We start from the raw sequence: 19465 nt of genomic DNA on the forward strand, positions 1-19465 counted from the left end.
ATTGGACGCCGATGTCCTGATCGCCGGCGGCGGTCCTGTTGGCCTGTACCTGGCTGCCGCGTTGCTGCAGGAAGGCGTATCGGTAAGGGTTTTTGAGCAGCGGCAGTCCCGCAACCGGCATACCCGCGCCATCGGCATCCACCCTCCGGCCCTGGAGGCACTCGCCGGGATCCACGTTGCGTCCAGCATGGTCCAGGACGGCATCCGGATCAGGGCCGGCATGGCGGTCAGCGGCGGGAAGACAGTGGGAACCATGGCGTTCGGCGCCGTCTCGGAAAACTACCCCTTCGTCCTGGCACTGCCACAGTTCAGGACAGAGGAACTCCTGGAGGACCGCGTACGCACCCTGGACCCCGCGGCGCTGGTCCGGGGTGCCAACGTCACCGAAGCCAGGAACGACGGCGGCAAGGTCACCATCGCGGTCCAGTCCAGCCCGGATGCCGCGAACCGGCGTGGCAACCACAACGGCAGCGCCACCGCCGCCTTGCTGGTCGCGGCAGACGGCGCCCGGTCCCGGATCAGGGGCGCGCTGGGCGTCCCTGTGGACCGAAAGTCCTATCCCGACCACTACCTCATGGGGGATTTCGACGACGGCAGCGGGTACGGGGAGAAAGCCGTCCTGTTTCTTGAGCCGGAAGGAATCGTCGAGTCCTTCCCGCTGCCCGGCCGGGTGCGCCGCTGGGTGGTGCGGCTTGGACGACCCGCCGAACCGGGCACGGGACCGGATGAGCTGGCGGAACTGGTGCAACGCCGGACCGGGTTCCGTCCTGAGCCGGACACCAACTCCATGCTGAGCGCGTTCAGCGTCCAATCCACGATTGCCCGGCGCATGGTGGCCGGCCGCTCCGTCCTGGTGGGGGATGCCGCCCACCAGATCAGCCCCATCGGCGGGCAGGGCATGAACCTGGGCTGGCTGGATGCCAGGGCGCTGGTGCCCGTGATCTGCGCCGCACTGGGTGGCGAACCAACGGGAAGGCGGCTTCGCGAATTTGAGGCAAGCCGGCGCCGGGCTGCGGCCGTGGCTCGGCGGCAAGCCGAAATCAACATGATGCTTGGAAGGCCGCTGCCCGGGCCGCTCCTTCGTGTCCGCACTGCCGCCATTGGCGCGGCCGCCGCCGTGCCTGCCGTGAACCAGTGGGCCGCCCGGCGCTTCACCATGCAGTAACCAGGTGAACCGGCAGGAACCAGCGGCTGCAGGGCTACCGGAAATAGCAGTCGTAACTGTCCTGGCTGACGATGACGCCGTTGCGCACCTCAAACACCGACGATGTCCTGGCCCGGATCGTCTCGCCACGGTCCCAGTAGGGCAGATCCATCAGCACGGTGGCCGACCAGTCGGCTTCCACCACCACCCGGCTTCCCTCACAGGTGGTCCGCCGGACCGTGAACTGCTGGTCCTTCACCACATCGCGGCTTTGGTCCGCACCGGCAAGCACTCCCGCCAGCGGGCGGGTGGACCCTTCCGGGGCCAAAAGGTGCGGAGCCTCAGTCAACAGGAATGATTCCGACAGGAACGGCCGGATGTCCTCCGCACCGCCGCCGGCTTCAAGGACCCGGATGAATTCCAGGACGTGCTCCAGCGGGGATGCCTGCGGGAAAGAATCATCAGCCATGCAGTAGACCCTAGTCCAAAGGGTCCTGAGCCGCTCCGCCAGTAGGCTGTCCCCATGACCCAGACTGTTCCCCCAACAACCGCCGGCGCCGACGACATCCGTGAGATTGTTGAGCGGATCCTGTCCGCCGGGTCCCTCCCGCCCATCGTCCAGGCCGGCCACCCCGCCCTGCGCCAGCGTGCCGCCGCCTTCGACGGCCAGCTGTCCGCCGGCCAGTTGGCCCGCCTTATCGGGGTCATGCGCGAGGTCATGCACGAGGCCCCGGGGGTGGGCCTCGCTGCCCCTCAGCTGGGCATCCCCCTGCAGCTCGCCGTCCTGGAGGACCAGTTCGACGTCGATCCCGACGCCGCGGCACTGCGGAACCGGAGCCCGCTGGAGTTCCTGGCCATCCTCAACCCCCGGTACACGGCGGCGGGGACGGGACTGGCGTCGTTCTATGAGGGGTGCCTTTCCCTCAACGGGCTCCAGGCGGTGGTGGCGCGGCCCGACACCGTGGTCCTGGAGTACCAGACGCCCGACGGCGCGGCGGAGCGGCGGACATTTTCCGGGTGGCAGGCGCGCATCGTCCAGCATGAGACGGACCACCTCAACGGCATCCTGTACATAGACCGTGCCCAACTCCGGTCCCTGAGCAGCAACGCCGAGTATGCGGCGCACTGGGCTGAACCCGGCGTCAGCAAGGCGCGGGAAGGGCTGGGTTTCGACGACGGGCCGGCAGGCATATCGCTCGGCTGACCTTCGCCGTCACCCGGGGCAGTGACGAACGGCAGGGGCGCAGGGCGGCCCGTCCTAAGATGGTTCCCATGCCTGCCGCGGATCTCCACCTCCTGTGCCCCGTCTGCTCACATCCGCTGGAACACCTGGAGGCAACGGCCGCGCGCCAGCCCCGCCTGGTGTGCCCGAACGGCCACAGCTTCGACGCCGCCCGGCAGGGCTACTTCAACCTCCTGGTGGGCAAGGGCACGCCCTTCGAACCGGACAGTGCCGCCATGGTGGCGTCGCGCTTCAACTTCCTGGGGAACGGCCACTACCTGCCGCTGGCGCGGGCGGTGGCCTCCGCCGTCGTGCCCAACCTGCCGCAGGAAGGTGCCGTGGTTCTGGACTCGGGGACAGGGACCGGGCACTATCTGCGGGAGATCCTCGACACGGCGGCGGCCAGCGGGCGGCACGCGTCCGCCGTCGGCCTGGACATTTCCAAATTTGCCCTTCGCCGCGCTGCCCGGCTCAATCCCGAGGCCGTGAACCTGGTCTGGGACATCTGGCAGCCGCTGCCGGTAGCAGCAAACTCGGTGGATGCGGTCACCGTGGTCTTCGCTCCGCGGAACCCGGCTGAGTTTGCCCGGGTCCTTCGACCCACCGGCGTGCTGGTGGTGGTGACGCCACGGAGCGGGCACCTTTGGGACATCGCCGCCCTCACCGGGATGCTTGGCATTGAGGAGGGCAAGGATGAGCGCCTGGCCGGGGCGATGGCGGGGCATTTCGAGCCGGCCAGCAGCGTCGACGTCGACATCCCGCTGGCGCTGGGCCGGGCCGCCGCCGCGGACCTGGCGTTCATGGGCCCGGCCGGCCACCACCTGGACCTGGGGCAGATCGCTGCGCGGCTGGAACACTCCCCGGAGCCGGTGACAGCCGACGCAAAGTTCAGGCTCCTGGTGTTCAGGCCCAGGACCCACGGCGCCCCGTAACGACTTGGCCACTATCCCCCTGCGGCCGGTATGAACCGGCCCACACGGTAAGTCCGCGGACTACGATGAAAAGACAGTTACTGGCGGGTCCGCGCGTGCGGCTCCCCCGTGGCGAAGGGGGAAACAGGGATGTTCGAGTGGCTTGGCGAAAACTGGTGGGCATTGTGGCTCACGGCTTTCCTGGCGTTTGCGGTGATCGAGATGATCACCCTTGACCTGTTTTTCATCATGCTCGGCGGCGGATCCCTTGCCGCACTGGTTGCCGATTTCGCCGGTGCAGAGCCCTGGCTCCAGGTGGTGGTCTTCTGCGTGGTGTCCCTGCTCATGGTCGCCTTCGTCCGGCCGGTAGCCCTTTCGCATCTCAAGAAGGGGCCGGCCGAACAGCGGACCAACGTGGACCGGCTGATCGGTGAACCGGCCGTCGTGATGGAGGCCGTGACCGCCGACGGCGGACTGGTGAAAATCGGCGGCGATATTTGGAGTGCGCGCTCCGCGGCGGGAATCCTTCCCGCTGGCCAGAAAGTGGTGGTGGCGGCCATCGACGGCGCCACAGCAGTAGTTTCGGCACCGCCGCCGGCGGCTGCCGGTCCGGATACAGCCTGACAATTGGGGAACAAGGAGTTGTATGGAAAACGCAGGCGGAACCGCACTGGCCATTGTGCTGGTGGTTCTGATCGTCTTTGTCATCATAGTTTTGGTCCGGTCCGTCCGGATTATTCCGCAGGCCCGTGCCGGCGTCGTGGAACGGCTCGGGAAGTACCAGCGCACGCTTAACCCCGGGCTGACGATCCTCATCCCGTTCGTGGACCGGCTGCTGCCGCTGCTGGACCTGCGGGAACAGGTGGTGTCCTTTCCGCCGCAGCCGGTCATCACCGAAGACAACCTGGTGGTCTCCATCGATACGGTGGTCTACTTCCAGGTCACCGATCCCCGCGCAGCCACGTATGAAATCGCCAACTACATCCAGGCCGTGGAGCAGCTCACCACCACCACCCTCCGCAATGTGGTGGGTGGACTGAACCTGGAGGAGGCCCTGACCTCCCGCGACCAGATCAACGGACAGCTTCGGGGAGTCCTCGATGAGGCCACGGGCCGCTGGGGAATCCGCGTCTCGCGGGTGGAACTGAAGGCCATCGATCCGCCCCACTCCATCCAGGACTCCATGGAGAAGCAGATGCGGGCCGAACGCGACCGGCGCGCTGCCATCCTCACCGCGGAGGGGACCAAGCAGTCAGCCATCCTCACCGCGGAGGGCCAGCGGCAGGCGTCCATCCTCGCCGCGGAAGGCGAAGCCAAGGCCGCCATCCTCCGTGCGGACGGGGAGGCGCAGGCCATCCAGAAGGTCTTCGACGCCATCCACAAGGGAAACCCGGACCAGAAACTGCTGGCCTACCAGTACCTCCAGACGCTGCCCAAGTTGGCTGAGGGCTCGGCCAACAAGCTCTGGATCATCCCGAGTGAAGTTGGGGAAGCCCTGAAGGGAATCGGCAACGCCCTTGGCGGCACCAGCGCGGAGCCTGCCGGCGGACTTTTCGACGAGGCGCCCATCGAGCGCACGCAGCCCTAGGCTCTTGACCAAGACAGGGAGGGTTCGGTGGCTAGCCGCCGAACCCTCCCTGTTTTGGTGCAGACGTGTTAAAGCCCGTATAATTGGGTATTTGTCCGGCAGGAGAAGACCAGCTGGAACAACCAAGCTTCGCAATGCGTTGAATCTTATGATGCAGCACAGTGCACACACTAGTCCGGCGGCGCAACGTCGCCACCGGCTAACGCGGAGATTTCATCCGCGAACCGACCAGAGGGAGAAATCATGAGCGATCGCAGCCTGCGGGGCATGCGCCTTGGTGCGCAGAGCATGGAGACCGAGTCCGGAGTTGAGCCGGCTCCGCGCCAGCGGGTCGAATACCGTTGCGCAGATGGCGAGCAGGTTTTCGTCACGTTCTCCTCCGAGGCGGAAATTCCTCCGGTGTGGGTCTCCAAGACCGGCAAGGAAGCGCTCCTGGTTGACGGCGAAAAGCCGGACACCAGCAATGACAAGGCAGTCCGCACGCACTGGGACATGCTGCTGGAACGCCGCTCGCTTCCTGAACTTGAACAGATCCTCGAGGACCGCCTGACCATCCTGCGGGAGCGCCGCGGAGAGCGCCGCTCGGCATAAGGCCAGCCGCAAAAGAAGGGGGCGGCCCCGCACTTTGGTGCGGGGCCGCCCCCTTTTTCCTGTGTCCTCAGAAGGCCGCGGAGGGCGGCCCAGGGAAAAGCTAAGGCTGCTTGTTCTTCAGCCTGCCGGTCAAGGTGTTCCAGCGGGCGGCCAGTCCCCACCGGGTGACGTTGACCATCGCTTCGATGACGATGTTGCCGCTCATCTTGGAGGCGCCCAGTTCGCGCTCAACGAAGGTGATGGGGCGCTCCTCGATGCGCAGGCCCAGTTTGGCCACGCGCCACGCCAGGTCCACCTGGAAGCCGTAGCCCACGGAATCCACCTGGTCCAGGTTGAGCTTTTCCAGGGTGGTCCTGCGGAAGGCGCGGTAGCCGCCGGTGACGTCCTTGATCCGCAGCCCCAGCATCAGCCGGGCGTAGGTGCTGCCCACCCGGGAGATCGCCTGGCGGTACAGCGGCCAGTTGACCACGCTGCCGCCGGGAACCCAGCGCGAGCCCATGGCCAGGTCCGCGCCCTTGTCCACGGCTTCCAACAGCTGGGGAAGCTGTTCGGGCTGGTGTGAGCCGTCGGCGTCCATTTCCACCAGGACGTCGTATCCGGCGTCCAGGCCCCACCGAAAACCGGCGATGTAGGCGGCGCCCAGGCCTTCCTTGCCCTTGCGGTGCAGGACGTTGACCTGGGAGTCCTCGGCGGCGAAGCCGTCGGCAAGCTGGCCGGTGCCGTCAGGGCTGTTGTCATCAACCACCAGCACGTCCGACGCCGGAACGGCCGTCCGAAGGCGCTGGAGCGTCTTGGGCAGCGATTCCAGTTCGTTGTAGGTGGGAATGATCGTAAGGACGCGCACGAAGGGCCTTTCCTGGTGGAAGTGGTCGGAGCACCTGATGCCGGGCTGGCCGGCGGCGGGCGCAACTCCCCATTATAGGGCGGAGGATTATGGGTCAGGAACGCAGGGCCGGGCTGGCGTAGAGTTCGGCACCGTCTTTCACGGTCTGCAGGCATACCGGGTCGGAGCCTGTGTCCAGTGCGGGCAGCAGTGGGGTCCTGGCCCGCGGATCGGTGCTCCATGACTGCACCCTGCCGTCAGCCACCTGGACCATCAGCTCCTCCACCTCCCAGACGGCGAAACTGGCCGGTGCGCCGGGAACCAGTTGCCCGGCCATGGGGTTGGCGTGCCGTGCGGCCCTCCAGCCCGCACGGGTGTGCCCCAGGAACGCTGCGCGCGCGGAAATGCGCTGGTCCACGTTGTGGTGTTCCACACAGGCACGCACGCTGGACCAGGGCCGGAGGGGCGTGACCGGGCTGTCGCTGCCGAAACAGACAGGAACCCCGGCTGAATAGAAGGCAGCGAAAGGGTTCATCGACCGGCTCCGCTCCCCCAGCCTCTGCTCATAGAGGCCCCCGGCTCCGCCCCACGCTGCGTCGAAGGACGGTTGGGCGCTGACGGTCACCGAGTAGTGCGCCAGCCTTGCCACGGCCGCGGCATCAGCCATCTCCACGTGCTCGAAGCGGTGGCCCGCCGCCCGCACCCGCTGCTCCCCGACTTCCTTGGCCGCCACGTCCAGCGCCTCCAGCGCGGCGTCCAGCCCGGCGTCGCCAATCACATGGAAACCGCCCTGGATCCCGGCAAGGGAGCAGGCGGCAAGGTGGGCAGCCGCCTGCTCGACGCTGAGGTACAGGCTGCCGCGTTCCTGCCCGGCATCGCTGTAGCCGGCGCGCAGGGCGGCGGTCCTGGAACCCAGCGACCCGTCGATGTTCAAATCCCCCGCCAGTCCGCGGACGCCGCAACCAAGCTGCTCCACAAGGGTCCGGGCCTGCGCCTCGGACGAAACCAGCTCCCCCCAGTACGGCAGCACCTCAGGAAAGCGCGCCGCGTCCTTGTCGGCGTCGTTCCATCCTGCGGCCAGCCTCAGGTCCTCAGGCCCGCCGATGTGCGGTGCGCCCATTTCGGCCAGCGCAACGTACCCGTTCGCCGCAGCCTCCGCCAGGGCACGGGCCTGGTGCCGCTTCAGCACGTCCTGGGGCAGCTGCCGGGTTGCCAGCCGCGCTGCGTCGTGGGCTGCCCGCGTGACCCGGGCGCCGCCGTCGTACCCGTCCTTGCCGCGAAGGTCCGCGGACTGTACAAGGGACGTCGAAACCAGGGCCGAGTGCACATCAACCCGGGAAAGGTAGACCGGGCGGCCCCCTGACGCCCGCTCCAGTTCCTCGGCACTGGGCAGGGCGGAGTCCGCCCACCTGGTTTCGTCCCAGCCGTGGCCGAGCACCGGCCCTTCCCCTCCAGCCGCGGCGACGGCGTCCAGCAGCGCGCGTGCCGACGTGGCCGTGCCCAGTTGCAGCGATTCCAGGGCGATCCCGGTTTCCGTCAGATGGATGTGCGAATCGACGAAGCCGGGTGCAACCAGGGCGCCACGGAGGTCGATGATCTCCATGGAACTGTCTGCGATGGAGGATGCGGCCTGCTCAGATCCAACCCAGGCAACGGTGCCGCCGTCCACCAGCATGGCCGTTGCGAATGGATCCGCCGCGGTGTAAACGGACCCATTGCGGTACAGGACCGGGGCGGGCCGGGAGGCGGCATCAGAGTGGGAAGTGGCATCGGGGCGCGGCATGGGGGCAGACTCCTGGGGTGTGGGGGTGCCGGCGTGGGCCGGCCGGGTGTCATCGGGGCTAAAGGACGGAAGAATATGCCACGACGCCGCGGCGGATGAGGTTGATCGCTTCGGCGCAGAGCCGTGCCAGCCGAGGGTCCAGTCCGGGGATCTTGGCAAGCTGGTCCAGAAGGTCCACCACCTGCTTCACCCAGCGGACAAAGTCGCCCGCGGCAAGATCGGTGCCGCTGAGGACATCCTGCAGATGGCGGCCACGGGCCCATTTATACAGCGGCCAGACAAGTCCCAGTTCAGGCTCACCGGTCAGGGGGAGCTTGTGTTCCTCTTCCACATCCTCAAGGACGGACCATTCCTTCACCACTGTGTCGACGGCGGTCTCCAGGGAGACGCTGGGCATGCGCGGCCTCAGGCCCCGGTCCTCGCGTTTGGCCTGGTAGACCAGTACGCTGGCCAGCGCGGCAACTTCGGCGGCGTCGAGGTCATTGAATGCGCCCAGCCGCAGGGACTGCGAGATCAACAGGTCCTTCTCGCCGTAGATCCTGCGCAGCCGCTGGCCGTCCGCGCTGATATTCAGCCGGCCGTCTCCCGCGTCTTCCAGGTAACCGTAGACGGACAGGACGTCGCAGACCCGGTCGAAGGTTTTGGCAATGGTGTTGGTGCGGCCCTGGATCTGGCGGACCAGGCCGTCCGTTTCGCGCCTTAGCTTCCACCAGCGCTCCGACCACCGGGCATGGTCTTCGCGTTCGCTGCACCCATGGCACGGGTGTGCCTTCAGGGCCCGGCGAAGATCCGCAATGCGCCTTTCCTGGTTGGGCAAGGCAGCGGCCCGGCCGAAGTCATGGTTGCGGTTCTGGCCCGGGGCGGGCGGACGGTTCTCTCGAAGCGCGTTCCGGACAGAGGACGCCAGGTCCCTGCGGGACTTGGGCACCTTCGCGTTGAAGGACTTGGGGATGCGGACCCGGGTAACCGGCGCGATGGGACCCTCGAGGTCGTCAGCGCCAATCCTGCGCAGCTGGTTGTCCAGCGTCAGCACGGCCGGGCGCGGCTCGCGGCTGGCGTGGTCCGAACTAAGGACGACGGCGGGCCCCGGGGCACGGCCACCGGGAACGTTGACCACGTCCCCAGGCAGGAGCCGCGCCAGTGAATCGTCGCAAAGGGACTTCCGGACGCGGGACTTGGTCCGGGACGTGGCGTTCTCGGCGTCGGAAAGTTCCCTGCGCAGCCGCGCATACTCGGTGAAGTCACCCAGGTGGCAGGTCATCGATTTTGCGTAACCGGCCAGGGATTCCTCGCGGCTGCGCACCTGGCGGGCCAGGCCCACCACGGAGCGGTCCGCCTGGAACTGGGCGAAGGAGGACTCCAGGATCTCGCGGGCCCTGGCCCGGCCAAACTGCGCCAGCAGGTTGATGCTCATGTTGTAGGTGGGCCGGAAACTGGAATTCAGCGGGTAGGTGCGCCGCGATGCCAGTCCCGCGACCGCCGTCGGGTCTGTACCGGGCTGCCACAGCACCACGGCGTGGCCCTCAACATCGATGCCTCGCCGGCCCGCACGGCCGGTGAGCTGGGTGTACTCCCCTGCGGTGATGTCCACATGCGCTTCGCCGTTGAACTTGTCCAGCTTTTCCAGCACCACGGACCGGGCAGGCATGTTGACGCCCAGCGCGAGGGTTTCCGTGGCGAAGACAGCTTTGACCAGGCCATCGGCAAAGAGTTTCTCGACCACCTCCTTGAAGGTCGGCAGCATTCCGGCATGGTGGGCCGCGAACCCCCGGAGCAATCCGTCGCGCCAGGTCCAAAAGCCCAGGACGTCAAGGTCGTCGGCCGGGATGTCCTGCCCCGCCTCGTCAACACGCTGGGCGATGATTCGCTGCTCTGTTTCGGTGGTGAGCCAGAGGCCGGACGAGACACACTGGGCCACGGCAGCCTCACAGCCTGCGCGGGAAAAGATGAAGGTGATGGCAGGCAGCAGGTCCATCCGGTCCAGGCTGGCGATGACCTGGGGGCGGCTGGCGGGGCGCACTCCCGTGTTCTCGCCGCCACGGGCGGGGCGGTCGTTTCCGCGCCGGCCGCGCTGGCCCCTTCCGCCGGGGCCGGGCCTGCTGCGGAAGCTCTGCCGCATCTCGCTCTGGGCCACTGCCAGCAGGTCCGGGTTGACGTCGAAACCACGTCCCTTGCCGGCATCGTGGGACGTGCCGGACGCGGCCGGCCGCAGGTCGTCTTCTTCCACGGGCGGAGCGATCTCGTCGAAGGTGGTTTCTCCGGCAAACAGGTCCATGATCCGGCGGCCCACCATGACGTGCTGCCACAGCGGCACCGGGCGGTGCTCGGAGACGATGATGTCTGTGTCGCCGCGGACGGTGTCCAGCCAGGCCCCGAATTCCTCGGCATTTGAAACGGTTGCACTCAGTGAGGCGACCTGGACCTCGCTGGGCAGGTGGATGATGACTTCCTCCCAGACAGCCCCGCGGAACCGGTCGGCGAGGTAGTGCACCTCATCCATGACCACGTAGCCGAGGTCGCCCAGAGTGGCCGAATCAGCGTAGAGCATGTTCCGCAGGACTTCGGTGGTCATGACCACCACCTGGGCATCCCCGTTGATGCTGGTGTCGCCGGTCAGGAGGCCCACATTGTCCGCACCATATTTAGCGGTGAGTTCACTGAACTTCTGGTTGCTGAGCGCCTTGATGGGTGTGGTGTAAAAGGCTTTCAGTCCCCGCTGCAGCGCGAGGTAGATGGCGAACTCCCCCACGATGGTCTTCCCGGCACCGGTAGGGGCAGCCACCAGGACTCCCTTGCCTTGCTGCAGGGAAAGACAGGCCTGCCGTTGAAAGTCGTCAAGCTCGAAGTCCAGGGTCCGGATGAACGCCCCGAGGTAGGTGGCGGCCTCGGCCCGGCGTTCGGCGCTGGCACGGTACCTCTCGGCCGGCGACATTTCTTCAGGATCGATGGGCCCGGCGGAGAAGGGTCCGGTGGTGGAGGACATACCCCAAGCCTAACGGCAGGCTAGAGCTTCTTCAGTTCACTGCTGGGGGTTGCGACGTCCGCTGTGGCCTCGGTTTCCTCGACCTGCCGGGCCTGGCGGCGGTCGCGGCGCTTGTCGTTCATGATGCAGATGCCGATTGCCGCGAAGAACAGCGCCAGCAGCGGTCCGGCAAGCATGAACATCGAAATCGCATCCGCGCCCGGCGCGGCAATGGCGGCCAGGACGAAGACCAGGAAGACTGTAATGCGCCAGGCCTTGAGGATGGTGTGGCCGGACACGAGCCCGGCCATGTTGACGCCCACCAGCACTACGGGCACCAGGAAGGCCAGGCCCAGCATGAGCACCATCCGGGTGACGAACTCGATGTAGGTCCGGGCATCGATGACGCTGGAGGAGCCTGCCGGGGTGAACTGGGTCAGCGCGTGGACCACCTGCGGCACCACGAGCCACCCCACCCAGATTCCGGCCAGGAAGAGCGGGATGGCAGCAGCCATGTAGCCCAGGGTGTAGCGCCGTTCCTTCGACGTCAGCCCCGGGGTGATGAAGGCCCAGAGCTGGTAGATCCAGATGGGGCTGGAGATGACGGCGCCAATGAGGAGCGACATCTGGAGCTTGAAGTCGAACGGTGATGCGATGGTCCCGAAGTTGATGGCGGCAAGGCCGCCGGTCTCATCGGAAATGCGGTTAACCGGTTCGGCCAAGGCCTTCAGCAGCGGATCGTAAAGTATCCAGCCCCCAATGCCGCCAATGACGACGCCGATGGCCGACTTGATCAGCCGGTTCTTCAGCTCCTTGAGGTGCTCCCAAAGTGACATCCGCCCCTCGGGATTGGCTTTACGGGCCCGCGACAGTGCCACGGGAGGTCAGGCGCGGGTCGACGGCGGAACGTCAGTGCCGTCTGTCGGCTCACCGGGCTTCGCCTTGGGGTGGTTCACGATGGTGCCTTCCACCGGACCGTTTGCGTCGGTGGTGTCGGCCTTGCCGTCGTTCTTCATTTCCTTCACCTCGGACTTGATGATCCGCATGGACTGTCCCAGGCTGCGGGCCATGGCCGGAAGCTTGGGTGCGGCGAAGAGAAGCAAAGCTACAACGATGATGATTACGATCGGCCAGGGGCCGTCAAAGAGTCTTCCCACGGGAAATCCTTTCCTCTAAGTACATCCTACTTCTATGTGAAGTCGAGATCTCCGAACGCCTGCGGCTGGCCCCGGTCCTTTTTACGCTGCACTCGCCGACGGCGGCGTTCCTCGCGCCGGGCCCATTTGGATGCCTCGTAATCATGTCGCATGACGGCGGGCGAGGCAAAAACGGCAGAACCCGGCAGGGGCCCGGACGGATCCGCGGGTTCACCCGCCACCTCGACCGGGCTCAGGTGTCCCAGCTTTTCGCCCGCTGCAGCGAGGTCCTTCACCGTGGCCATGAACTGTCGGAAGAGACGGATGCCCAGCAGGACATAGAACAGCAGGGCAACGGCGACAAGCGCCACCCATATGAGAATCCAGGACCACCAAGGCATGGTGAGAAGTCTATCGGTCGTATCCGGCCAGCGAGGCCGCAAGCCAGTCCCGCGCGGCGGAAGCCAGCTCCGCAGGGGCCAGAATCCGGGCTGAACCGCCATGCTGGGCCACGAACATCGGCAGCCACGCCGTGTTGCCGAACCGGATCTCTGCCACCAGGCCGCCGTCGGGCAACTCCGCGGTACGCTCCGCGTAGTAGTCCTCCGCCAGCCCCCTCCCCTGCCGGGTGAGCTGGACGGTGACGGTGGTGTCGTCGTCGTTCGCGGTGAAAAGCTTGGCCGGGACCCCGCCCTCCGGTATCCCGTGCGGGGCGGCAGGCGCTCCGTTGGGGTGAACGTCCTGTACACGGTCCAGGCGGAAGTTCCGCAGCCCGTCCACCAGGTGGCACCAGGCTTCGAAGTACCAGGTGTTGTCCAGGGAATACAGCCGCAGCGGGTCAACGTCGCGCTCGGTGACGGCGTCACGCTGGGGTGAAAGGTAGGTCAGGTGGAGCTGGGAGCGGGTCTCGATGGCCTGGCGGACCGTGGCATGGGTTGCGGCGTCGGCAGGTGCAACCTCCGGCCCGGCAATGGAGGCAGCTTGCAGCCCTTCCTCGCCTGCGGCCGCCAGGAGCTTCAAGGTAACCGACTCCAGCGCGCCGCCGCCGGGAAGGTCCGGCAGGCCGTTGAGCGTTTCAAGACCTGTCAGCAAAGCGCATGCCTCCGCCACGGTAAACCGGACAGGTTTCTTCAGGTCAAGGTCCTGGGTAATGAAGACGTGGTCGTCTTCCCATTGGATATCGAGCAGGTCGTCCGGATAACCCTCCGGCAGCCCGGAGCAGATGAGGATCCGGAGGTCTGCCTCGAGCTCTTCACGGGTGACGCCGAAGTGCTTTGCGACGTCCTGGATGTGCAGCCCCTGGTTGTGGACCAGGAAGGGGACCAACTGCAGCATGCGCTTGAGCTGGTCCTCAGACGTTCCCTTCCGGGCGGTCCGGGCACGGGCATCGGCGAACGTGTAGTCGGGGACAGGTGCGTCGCTGAACGCGGCCGCTGCCTGGAGCCTGCGCCTCACGGCGGCAGCAAGTTCAGCCGGTTCCACTGCCAGGGCATCGGGTCCGTAGGAGGCCAGCTCTTCGGCAAGCACCTCCGGGTCCCGGTACTCGATGAAGAGCCTGTCGCAGCCCGCACCTGGCCGGCCTGTGGCCTGGTCCTGGGTGGCTTGAACAGCACGACGGCGGAGGGCCAGCAGGTGCCCCTCCTTGACGTCCACGACGGCGGTGCGCAGCGGCAGTTCCGGCAACAGGTCCAGCTCTGCGCGGATACTGAAGTCCACCGGCGGCGTGTACTGCTCCTTCGCCAATGTGGTCACGGCACTGGTGAAGCGCGACAGGCGGAAATGCCGGGGCGCCTCGCGTGTCCGGTCGTAGCCCATGAGGTACCACTGGCCGAAGCGGCTGCCCAGGCCCCAGGGCTCGACGGTGCGTTCCTCCTCTTTGCCGGTGGTGCCGGCGAGATACGTGAAAGTGACCGGATGCCGGGCGTGCATGGCGGCCACGATGTCATCAAAGGCCTGGCCGGCGGGTTTGATCCGGGGCTGGACCCCGGCCGGCAGTTCCACGTCCGCCATCCTGCCGGCGGCCTGGAGTTTGCGGAGCGCGCTTTGGGCGGCGGTGCCCAGTGCCGCGCGCTCCCATAATTGGGAGGCCAGCAGCAGGACGGTCCACTCGTCGGGCCCCAGCTGGACGTCCGGGAGCCGGTTGGACTCCTTGCCGATCCGGTACCTGGTGGTGGCGGGGTCGTCCTCGCTCCAGCCCATGTCCGTCAGTGTCTCCACGTCGAAGCCCATTGCCCGCAGGTCATTCTTGTCCCGCTCGAACATCCGTCCGAACGCAACGTCATTGCCGGAGGTGTCGTGGTAGACCTTTTCGCGCAGTTCGCTGCGGTGCAGCCCGTAGCGGGTGTTGAGCAGCGCAATCAGCAGGTTGAGGAGTCGTTCGGTGCGGGATAGGGACACGCTCGTTACGTTACTAAACTCCCCCGATGAAAGCAGAAAGCGCGGCAGTACCGGAGGAACTTCCTCCAGTACTGCCGCGCTCCCGGCTGTGTTGGCGCCTGGGTCAGCGCACGGCCACGAGGTCCACGACGAAGATCAGTGCCTCGTTGGGAGCAATCGCGCCACCGGCACCGCGCGAGCCATAGGCCAGCTCGGAGGGGATCTCCAGGCGGCGGCGGCCACCGACCTTCATGCCCAGCAGGCCCTGGTCCCAGCCCTGGATGACCTGGCCGACGCCGACGCGGAAGTCCAGGGGTGCACCGCGGCCCCAGGAGGCGTCGAATTCCTCGCCTGTGGACCAGGCAACGCCGACGTAGTGGGTGGAGACGGTGTCCCCTGCCTTGGCTTCCCGGCCGTCACCCTCGATCAGGTCTGTGATGACGAGTTCCGTGGGGACGTCGCCCTCCGGAAAATCGATTTCGGGCTTCTGGCGGTCAAATTCCCGCTGTCCAAAAGACATGCTTGCTCCTATGCGTAAATGCTGATGGGGTGCCGCGAGGGACGCGGCGTCCATGTAAGTCTTGCTACTTGACCCCGAGGATGTCCACTACGAAGACCAGGTCGCCCTTTGCCTGCCCCTGGCCGGCGTCGCCGTAGGCCAGGTCCTTGGGGATGACCAGCAGGACGCGGGACCCAACGGTCTTGCCGGCGAGGCCCTGGGTCCAGCCCTTGATGACCCCGGTCAGCGGGAAGGTGGCCGGCTGGCCGCGGTCGAAGCTGGAATCGAACTTGGTGCCGTCTGCCAGGTTGACGCCGACGTAATTCACGGTCAGCGTGTCGGACTCCTTGACGGTGGCGCCGGAGCCCTTGATCAGGTCCTGGGACACGAGGGATGTGGGGGCAGCCGCACCGGCAACGTTGATTTCGGGGACGCCGTCTTTTTCAGTAACGGTAGGCAGCCCGGCCGGCGGCGTCACGGTTTCGCCCTGGGGCTTGTCCAGGACCGGGGTGGGATCGGATGCGGAGAGCACCTTGATGATCAGCAGCTGGGTGGGCCCGGCTTCCGGACTCGGGCTGGGGCTGGCGCCGTCGGAAGGGCTGGGGCTGGCCGATGCCGCGCTCTGCTGGCCGGGAACGGCCAGTGCAAGGCTGGATCCAACCTTGGCGCCCACGAAAGCGTTGTAGATGACTGCGCTGCTGGTCTTGAGCTCGTCATTCAGCTCCAGGCTTTCCGGCTCGTTGGGGAACGTATCCTCGAGCTGGGAGCCGTCCGTGCCGTTCAGGGCGAGGATGGAAATCTTGGCAACCTGGTTGGCCTTTACGGCGTCGCCCTTGCCCTCGGAAACCACTTTGATGGTTGGCTGGGTCACGGCCAGTGGCTTGTCAAAGTCCACGCCAGGGGCCTTCTTGTCCCCGTTGTCGGTCAGCTTGAGGGAGTCGAACTTTGCAGTCTCCCCGGCGGACTGGCTGCTGGGCTCTGGCTGGGAGGCGGTGCCTCCGCAGGCGGTCAGGAGCAGCAGGCCGGGAAGGAGGATTGCTAGTAGTCGGCGCACGTAGGAAAACTTTCGTCGGGGCAGGGTGGATACGACACTCCGCATGGCGGCGGAGCATGCCGTGAAGAGGTCCCGTTAAAAGGACCTTATCCAGAATAGACCCTGAAGCTGGACGTCAGCCCATAGAGTCCAGAAGCGCATCGACGCGCTCATCGACGCTGCGGAACGGATCCTTGCACAAGATCGTCTGGTGGGCGCGGTCGTTCAGTTTCAGGTGCACCCAGTCCACCGTGTAGTCGCGTCCCAACTCCTGCGCGCGGCGGACAAAGTCGCCGCGCAGCTTGGCCCTGGTGGTTTGCGGCGGCGCGTCCACCGCCCCCTTGATGACAGTGTCGTCCACGATGCGGCGGACCGCTCCACGGGATTGCAGCAGGTAGTAAAGTCCCCGGCTGCGGGAAATGTCGTGGTACGTCAGATCAAGCTGGGCAATGCGGGGCGCGTCCAGGCCAAGGCCGTGGCGTTCGCGGTAGTTATCCATCAGCTTCTTCTTGATGGCCCAGTCGATTTCGGTGTCAATGCCCTTGGTGTCACCGGATTCAATGGCATGCAGCGTCCGCTCCCACAGATCCAGGATCAGCGGTACATGCGGGTTGTGGGCGCCGTGTTCATTGACGAAGGCCGTCACCTTGGTGAGGTATTCCTGCTGGATTTCAAGGGCGGTGAGCTGGCGTCCATTGGCCAGGCGGACCAATGCCCGGCCACTGAGGTCGTGGGAGATCTCGCGGATGCTGCGGATGGGGTTTTCCATCCGCATGTCGCGCATGATCACGCCCGCTTCGATCATCCGAAGGACCAGGTCAACGGTTCCGACTTTCATCAGGGCGGTCGCCTCTGACATGTTCGAGTCGCCCACAATGACGTGCAGCCGCCGATAAAACTCCGCGTCCGCGTGCGGCTCGTCACGGGTGTTGATGATGGGCCGCGACCGTGTGGTGGCTGAGGACACTCCCTCCCAGATGTGGTCGGCCCGCTGGGAGAACGCATAGGTGGCGCCATGCGGCGTCTTCAGGATCTTTCCGGCGCCGGCGATGAGCTGGCGGGTGACCAGGAACGGGATCAGGATTTCGGCCAGGCGGGAGAATTCCCCACGGCGGGGAATGAGGTAGTTCTCGTGGCTGCCGTACGAGTTGCCCGCGGAGTCGGTGTTGTTCTTGAAAAGGTATACGGTGCCGTTGAAGCCCTCGGCCGCCAGCCGGGCCTGGGCCTCATCAACCAGGTCATCCAGGATGAGCTCACCCGCACGGTCATGGGCGATCAGCTGGGCGAGGTCGTCGCATTCGGCGGTGGCGTATTCCGGGTGGGATCCTACGTCGAGGTACAGCCGCGAACCGTTGGTGAGGAACACGTTGGACGAGCGCCCCCAGCTGACCACCTTTCGGAAGAGGTACCGGGCCACCTCTTCCGGGGCCAGCGGCCTCGAGTCGGGGCTCGAGTAAGAGATCCCGAACTCGGTTTCGATGCCGAAGATTCTCTTGTCCATGTCGTCCTCCTAGGCCAGCAGTGCTGTGATGTCCGCGTCGTTCAGCCTGCGGAAAGCACGCCGGGAGCCGCGGGAGCTTTCGGAAAGCCTGTCCAGAACTGCCACCTCGAGGGCGCCGGGCGGCAGAGGTGCTGCCGGCTGGTCACCCTCCTGGGCAGGCGTGAGACCCTTCAAAGCCAGCCGGACAGCGTCGGCGAAGCCCAGGGACGCCTGCCATCCTGCCTCGATGGTTGACGACACCTTGTCTGCCTGGCCGCCCATGACCACAAAGCTGTGCTCATCGGCGATGGAACCGTCGAAGGTCAGCCGGTACAGGTGGTCTTCGGCCTGCGTGGAGCCCACTTCGGCTACTGCCAGTTCCACTTCAAACGGCTTTTGCTCTGCGGTGAAGACGGCACCCAGGCTTTGGGCGTATACGCTCGCCAGGCCGCGGGCGGTGACGTCCTCGCGGTCATACGAGTACCCGCGGACGTCGGCATAGCGGACGCCGGCCTGGCGCAGGCTTTCGAATTCGTTGTACTTGCCCACGGCGGCGAACGCGATCTTGTCGTAGATTTCGCCGATCTTGTGCAGGGACGGCGATGGGTTCTCGGCGACGAGTGCGATGCCGTCGGCGCAGCTGATGACAACCACCGACCGGCCGCGGGCGATGCCCTTCCGCGCGAAATCCGCGCGGTCCTTCATCAGCTGTTCGGGCGAGACATAAAACTGCTGGGTCATCTCAGGCCTCCCGTCCGGCGATGGTGCGCGCTTCGATCACGCTGCGCGAAGCAGCCGCGAGTTCGGCCTCGGGCACCCGGCGGGCTCCCGTCCTGTCCACTGTATAAACCACGGGCCACAACTGCCGGACGGTATCCGGGCCGCCCGTGGCGGAATCGTCGTCGGCGGCGTCGTACAGGGACTCCACGGCGACGGACAGCGCCTCAGCCGGGGTGAGGTTGGGCCGCCAGAGTTTCTTCAGGGCTCCGCGGGCGAAGACGGAACCGGAACCCACGGTATGGTGTTCGTGTTCCTCGTACCTGCCCCCGGTGACGTCATAGGAAAACAGCCGTCCGACACCGGCGCTGGTGTCGAACCCTGCAAACAGGGGCACCACGGCAAGGCCCTGCAGGGCCATGGGAAGGTTGCCCCGGATCATGGCCCCCAACCGGTTCGCCTTGCCTTCGAGGCTGAGCTGGGTTCCTTCAATCTTTTCGTAGTGCTCAAGTTCAACCTGGAAGAGCCGCGTCAGGTCGATCGCTATTCCGGCTGTGCCGGCTATGCCAAGGACAGAGAAGTGGTCTGCCGGGAAGACCTTCTCGATGTGCCTGCTGGCAATGATGTTTCCCATGGTGGCGCGCCGGTCGCCCGCCATCAGGACACCGCCGCCGTAACTCATGGCCACGATCGTGGTGGCGTGCGGAACCTGCAACGGCGCAGCCCCGGACACGCCGCCCTGGAGGGACCGGCTAAAGGGCAGTAGCTCGGGCCGGTCCCGTTGCAGGTGCTCCGTAAAGGACGAGGTGGCGTTGGCGGCTACCTGGTTGGCGGTTGATTCCTGCACTCATCACTCCTTGAACGTGGTACTTCAACGTCGGTACAGATTCCGGCCGTCCGCGGCTTCCGCCACCTTCCGGGTCCGGGTTACTGGCCGCCCTTTTGCACGAATGCCCGGACGAACTCTTCGGCGTTGGATTCCAGGACGCCGTCGATTTCGTCGAGCAGGTCGTCCACGCCTTCGGTCGACGCCGAAGCCTGCGCCTCGGGCGGTGCCGGGGGTGCCTCGGGGATGTCGTCTTCGACCTGGCTGTCGCGTGACTGCGGCTGCTGCTGCTCCTGGCCTGCCATTGGATTCCCTCCTTTTTCCTCCGGTGGATCCGGCGGATCCTCCGATATGCCCATCCTGCCACGGGACGG

The 19465-nt window shown here is 66.2% G+C and carries 20 protein-coding genes; 6 read left to right on the top strand and 14 right to left on the bottom strand.

Features of this window, described 5'->3' with window-relative positions; translation table 11 throughout:
* Position 1: 1 nt before the first annotated feature.
* Positions 2-1165, top strand: coding sequence for an FAD-dependent oxidoreductase (locus tag AC3ANU_RS12220; protein WP_134164726.1), 1164 nt, complete (start codon positions 2-4; stop codon positions 1163-1165).
* Positions 1166-1199: 34 nt separating this feature from the next.
* Here AC3ANU_RS12220 and AC3ANU_RS12225 read toward each other — a convergent pair whose 3' ends face one another.
* On the bottom strand, positions 1200-1613 hold the full coding sequence (locus AC3ANU_RS12225) for a nuclear transport factor 2 family protein (protein ID WP_018771102.1): 414 nt from the start codon (positions 1611-1613) through the stop codon (positions 1200-1202).
* A 54-nt stretch (positions 1614-1667) separates the two neighbouring features.
* On the opposite strand from AC3ANU_RS12225, the gene AC3ANU_RS12230 reads away from it, so the two are divergent.
* From AC3ANU_RS12230 to AC3ANU_RS12250, 5 genes are all read left to right on the top strand, one after another.
* The gene (locus AC3ANU_RS12230) at positions 1668-2348 is read left to right on the top strand and encodes a peptide deformylase (RefSeq protein ID WP_018771103.1); all 681 of its coding nucleotides are present in this window, start codon (positions 1668-1670) and stop codon (positions 2346-2348) included.
* 68 nt (positions 2349-2416) lie between these two features.
* Positions 2417-3298 (top strand): putative RNA methyltransferase, encoded by an 882-nt coding sequence (locus tag AC3ANU_RS12235; RefSeq protein ID WP_488314605.1) that lies wholly within the window; start codon positions 2417-2419, stop codon positions 3296-3298.
* Positions 3299-3427: 129 nt separating this feature from the next.
* Positions 3428-3901, top strand: coding sequence for an NfeD family protein (locus AC3ANU_RS12240; protein WP_018771105.1), 474 nt, complete (start codon positions 3428-3430; stop codon positions 3899-3901).
* Between the two features lie 22 nt (positions 3902-3923).
* The gene (locus AC3ANU_RS12245) at positions 3924-4865 is read left to right on the top strand and encodes an SPFH domain-containing protein (protein WP_018771106.1); all 942 of its coding nucleotides are present in this window, start codon (positions 3924-3926) and stop codon (positions 4863-4865) included.
* Positions 4866-5108: 243 nt separating this feature from the next.
* Positions 5109-5456, top strand: a complete 348-nt coding sequence (locus AC3ANU_RS12250; RefSeq protein WP_026266052.1) for an RNA polymerase-binding protein RbpA — start codon at positions 5109-5111, stop codon at positions 5454-5456.
* Between the two features lie 100 nt (positions 5457-5556).
* Here the strand turns inward: AC3ANU_RS12250 and AC3ANU_RS12255 are convergent, their stop codons facing one another.
* The 13 genes from AC3ANU_RS12255 to AC3ANU_RS12315 all read right to left on the bottom strand — a co-directional run bounded on the left by AC3ANU_RS12255 (position 5557) and on the right by AC3ANU_RS12315 (position 19396).
* A complete protein-coding gene (locus AC3ANU_RS12255; RefSeq protein ID WP_488314606.1) occupies positions 5557-6300 on the bottom strand; it encodes a polyprenol monophosphomannose synthase in 744 nt (247 codons plus the stop codon).
* 94 nt (positions 6301-6394) lie between these two features.
* A complete protein-coding gene (locus tag AC3ANU_RS12260) occupies positions 6395-8062 on the bottom strand; it encodes an amidohydrolase (protein ID WP_223991556.1) in 1668 nt (555 codons plus the stop codon).
* A gap of 58 nt (positions 8063-8120) precedes the next feature.
* Positions 8121-11045: a DEAD/DEAH box helicase gene (locus AC3ANU_RS12265; RefSeq protein ID WP_134164730.1), complete on the bottom strand. Its 2925-nt coding sequence runs from the start codon at positions 11043-11045 to the stop codon at positions 8121-8123.
* Positions 11046-11065: 20 nt separating this feature from the next.
* The gene (gene tatC, locus AC3ANU_RS12270; protein WP_018771111.1) at positions 11066-11860 is read right to left on the bottom strand and encodes a twin-arginine translocase subunit TatC; all 795 of its coding nucleotides are present in this window, start codon (positions 11858-11860) and stop codon (positions 11066-11068) included.
* A 48-nt stretch (positions 11861-11908) separates the two neighbouring features.
* Complete coding sequence (gene tatA, locus AC3ANU_RS12275; protein ID WP_018771112.1) at positions 11909-12181, bottom strand: Sec-independent protein translocase subunit TatA; 273 nt, start codon at positions 12179-12181, stop codon at positions 11909-11911.
* A 32-nt stretch (positions 12182-12213) separates the two neighbouring features.
* Positions 12214-12561 (bottom strand): hypothetical protein, encoded by a 348-nt coding sequence (locus AC3ANU_RS12280; protein ID WP_488314607.1) that lies wholly within the window; start codon positions 12559-12561, stop codon positions 12214-12216.
* A 10-nt stretch (positions 12562-12571) separates the two neighbouring features.
* Entirely contained in the window at positions 12572-14557 is a 1986-nt protein-coding gene (locus tag AC3ANU_RS12285; protein WP_056390357.1) for a helix-turn-helix transcriptional regulator, read from the bottom strand.
* A gap of 103 nt (positions 14558-14660) precedes the next feature.
* The gene (locus tag AC3ANU_RS12290; RefSeq protein ID WP_018771115.1) at positions 14661-15056 is read right to left on the bottom strand and encodes an FKBP-type peptidyl-prolyl cis-trans isomerase; all 396 of its coding nucleotides are present in this window, start codon (positions 15054-15056) and stop codon (positions 14661-14663) included.
* A 64-nt stretch (positions 15057-15120) separates the two neighbouring features.
* The gene (locus AC3ANU_RS12295) at positions 15121-16089 is read right to left on the bottom strand and encodes an FKBP-type peptidyl-prolyl cis-trans isomerase (protein ID WP_018771116.1); all 969 of its coding nucleotides are present in this window, start codon (positions 16087-16089) and stop codon (positions 15121-15123) included.
* A gap of 115 nt (positions 16090-16204) precedes the next feature.
* Positions 16205-17569 (bottom strand): Pup--protein ligase, encoded by a 1365-nt coding sequence (gene pafA, locus AC3ANU_RS12300; protein ID WP_056390354.1) that lies wholly within the window; start codon positions 17567-17569, stop codon positions 16205-16207.
* 9 nt (positions 17570-17578) lie between these two features.
* A complete protein-coding gene (prcA, locus tag AC3ANU_RS12305) occupies positions 17579-18289 on the bottom strand; it encodes a proteasome subunit alpha (protein WP_018771118.1) in 711 nt (236 codons plus the stop codon).
* Position 18290: 1 nt separating this feature from the next.
* Positions 18291-19112: a proteasome subunit beta gene (gene prcB / locus AC3ANU_RS12310; RefSeq protein WP_018771119.1), complete on the bottom strand. Its 822-nt coding sequence runs from the start codon at positions 19110-19112 to the stop codon at positions 18291-18293.
* Between the two features lie 80 nt (positions 19113-19192).
* Entirely contained in the window at positions 19193-19396 is a 204-nt protein-coding gene (locus tag AC3ANU_RS12315) for a ubiquitin-like protein Pup (protein ID WP_018761343.1), read from the bottom strand.
* Positions 19397-19465: the final 69 nt, after the last annotated feature.

Source organism: Arthrobacter sp. SDR-2R (assembly GCF_057747955.1).

What these genes read in the sequence shown, in the direction of transcription:
- AC3ANU_RS12225 (WP_018771102.1), bottom strand. Translation starts at nt 1,613, where the DNA reads ATGGCTGATGATTCTTTCCCGCAGGCATCCCCGCTGGAGCACGTCCTG.
- AC3ANU_RS12230 (WP_018771103.1), top strand. Translation starts at nt 1,668, where the DNA reads ATGACCCAGACTGTTCCCCCAACAACCGCCGGCGCCGACGACATCCGT.
- AC3ANU_RS12235 (WP_488314605.1), top strand. Translation starts at nt 2,417, where the DNA reads ATGCCTGCCGCGGATCTCCACCTCCTGTGCCCCGTCTGCTCACATCCG.
- AC3ANU_RS12240 (WP_018771105.1), top strand. Translation starts at nt 3,428, where the DNA reads ATGTTCGAGTGGCTTGGCGAAAACTGGTGGGCATTGTGGCTCACGGCT.
- AC3ANU_RS12245 (WP_018771106.1), top strand. Translation starts at nt 3,924, where the DNA reads ATGGAAAACGCAGGCGGAACCGCACTGGCCATTGTGCTGGTGGTTCTG.
- AC3ANU_RS12250 (WP_026266052.1), top strand. Translation starts at nt 5,109, where the DNA reads ATGAGCGATCGCAGCCTGCGGGGCATGCGCCTTGGTGCGCAGAGCATG.
- AC3ANU_RS12260 (WP_223991556.1), bottom strand. Translation starts at nt 8,062, where the DNA reads ATGCCGCGCCCCGATGCCACTTCCCACTCTGATGCCGCCTCCCGGCCC.
- AC3ANU_RS12265 (WP_134164730.1), bottom strand. Translation starts at nt 11,045, where the DNA reads ATGTCCTCCACCACCGGACCCTTCTCCGCCGGGCCCATCGATCCTGAA.
- tatC (WP_018771111.1), bottom strand. Translation starts at nt 11,860, where the DNA reads ATGTCACTTTGGGAGCACCTCAAGGAGCTGAAGAACCGGCTGATCAAG.
- AC3ANU_RS12280 (WP_488314607.1), bottom strand. Translation starts at nt 12,561, where the DNA reads ATGCCTTGGTGGTCCTGGATTCTCATATGGGTGGCGCTTGTCGCCGTT.
- AC3ANU_RS12290 (WP_018771115.1), bottom strand. Translation starts at nt 15,056, where the DNA reads ATGTCTTTTGGACAGCGGGAATTTGACCGCCAGAAGCCCGAAATCGAT.
- pafA (WP_056390354.1), bottom strand. Translation starts at nt 17,569, where the DNA reads ATGGACAAGAGAATCTTCGGCATCGAAACCGAGTTCGGGATCTCTTAC.
- prcA (WP_018771118.1), bottom strand. Translation starts at nt 18,289, where the DNA reads ATGACCCAGCAGTTTTATGTCTCGCCCGAACAGCTGATGAAGGACCGC.
- AC3ANU_RS12315 (WP_018761343.1), bottom strand. Translation starts at nt 19,396, where the DNA reads ATGGCAGGCCAGGAGCAGCAGCAGCCGCAGTCACGCGACAGCCAGGTC.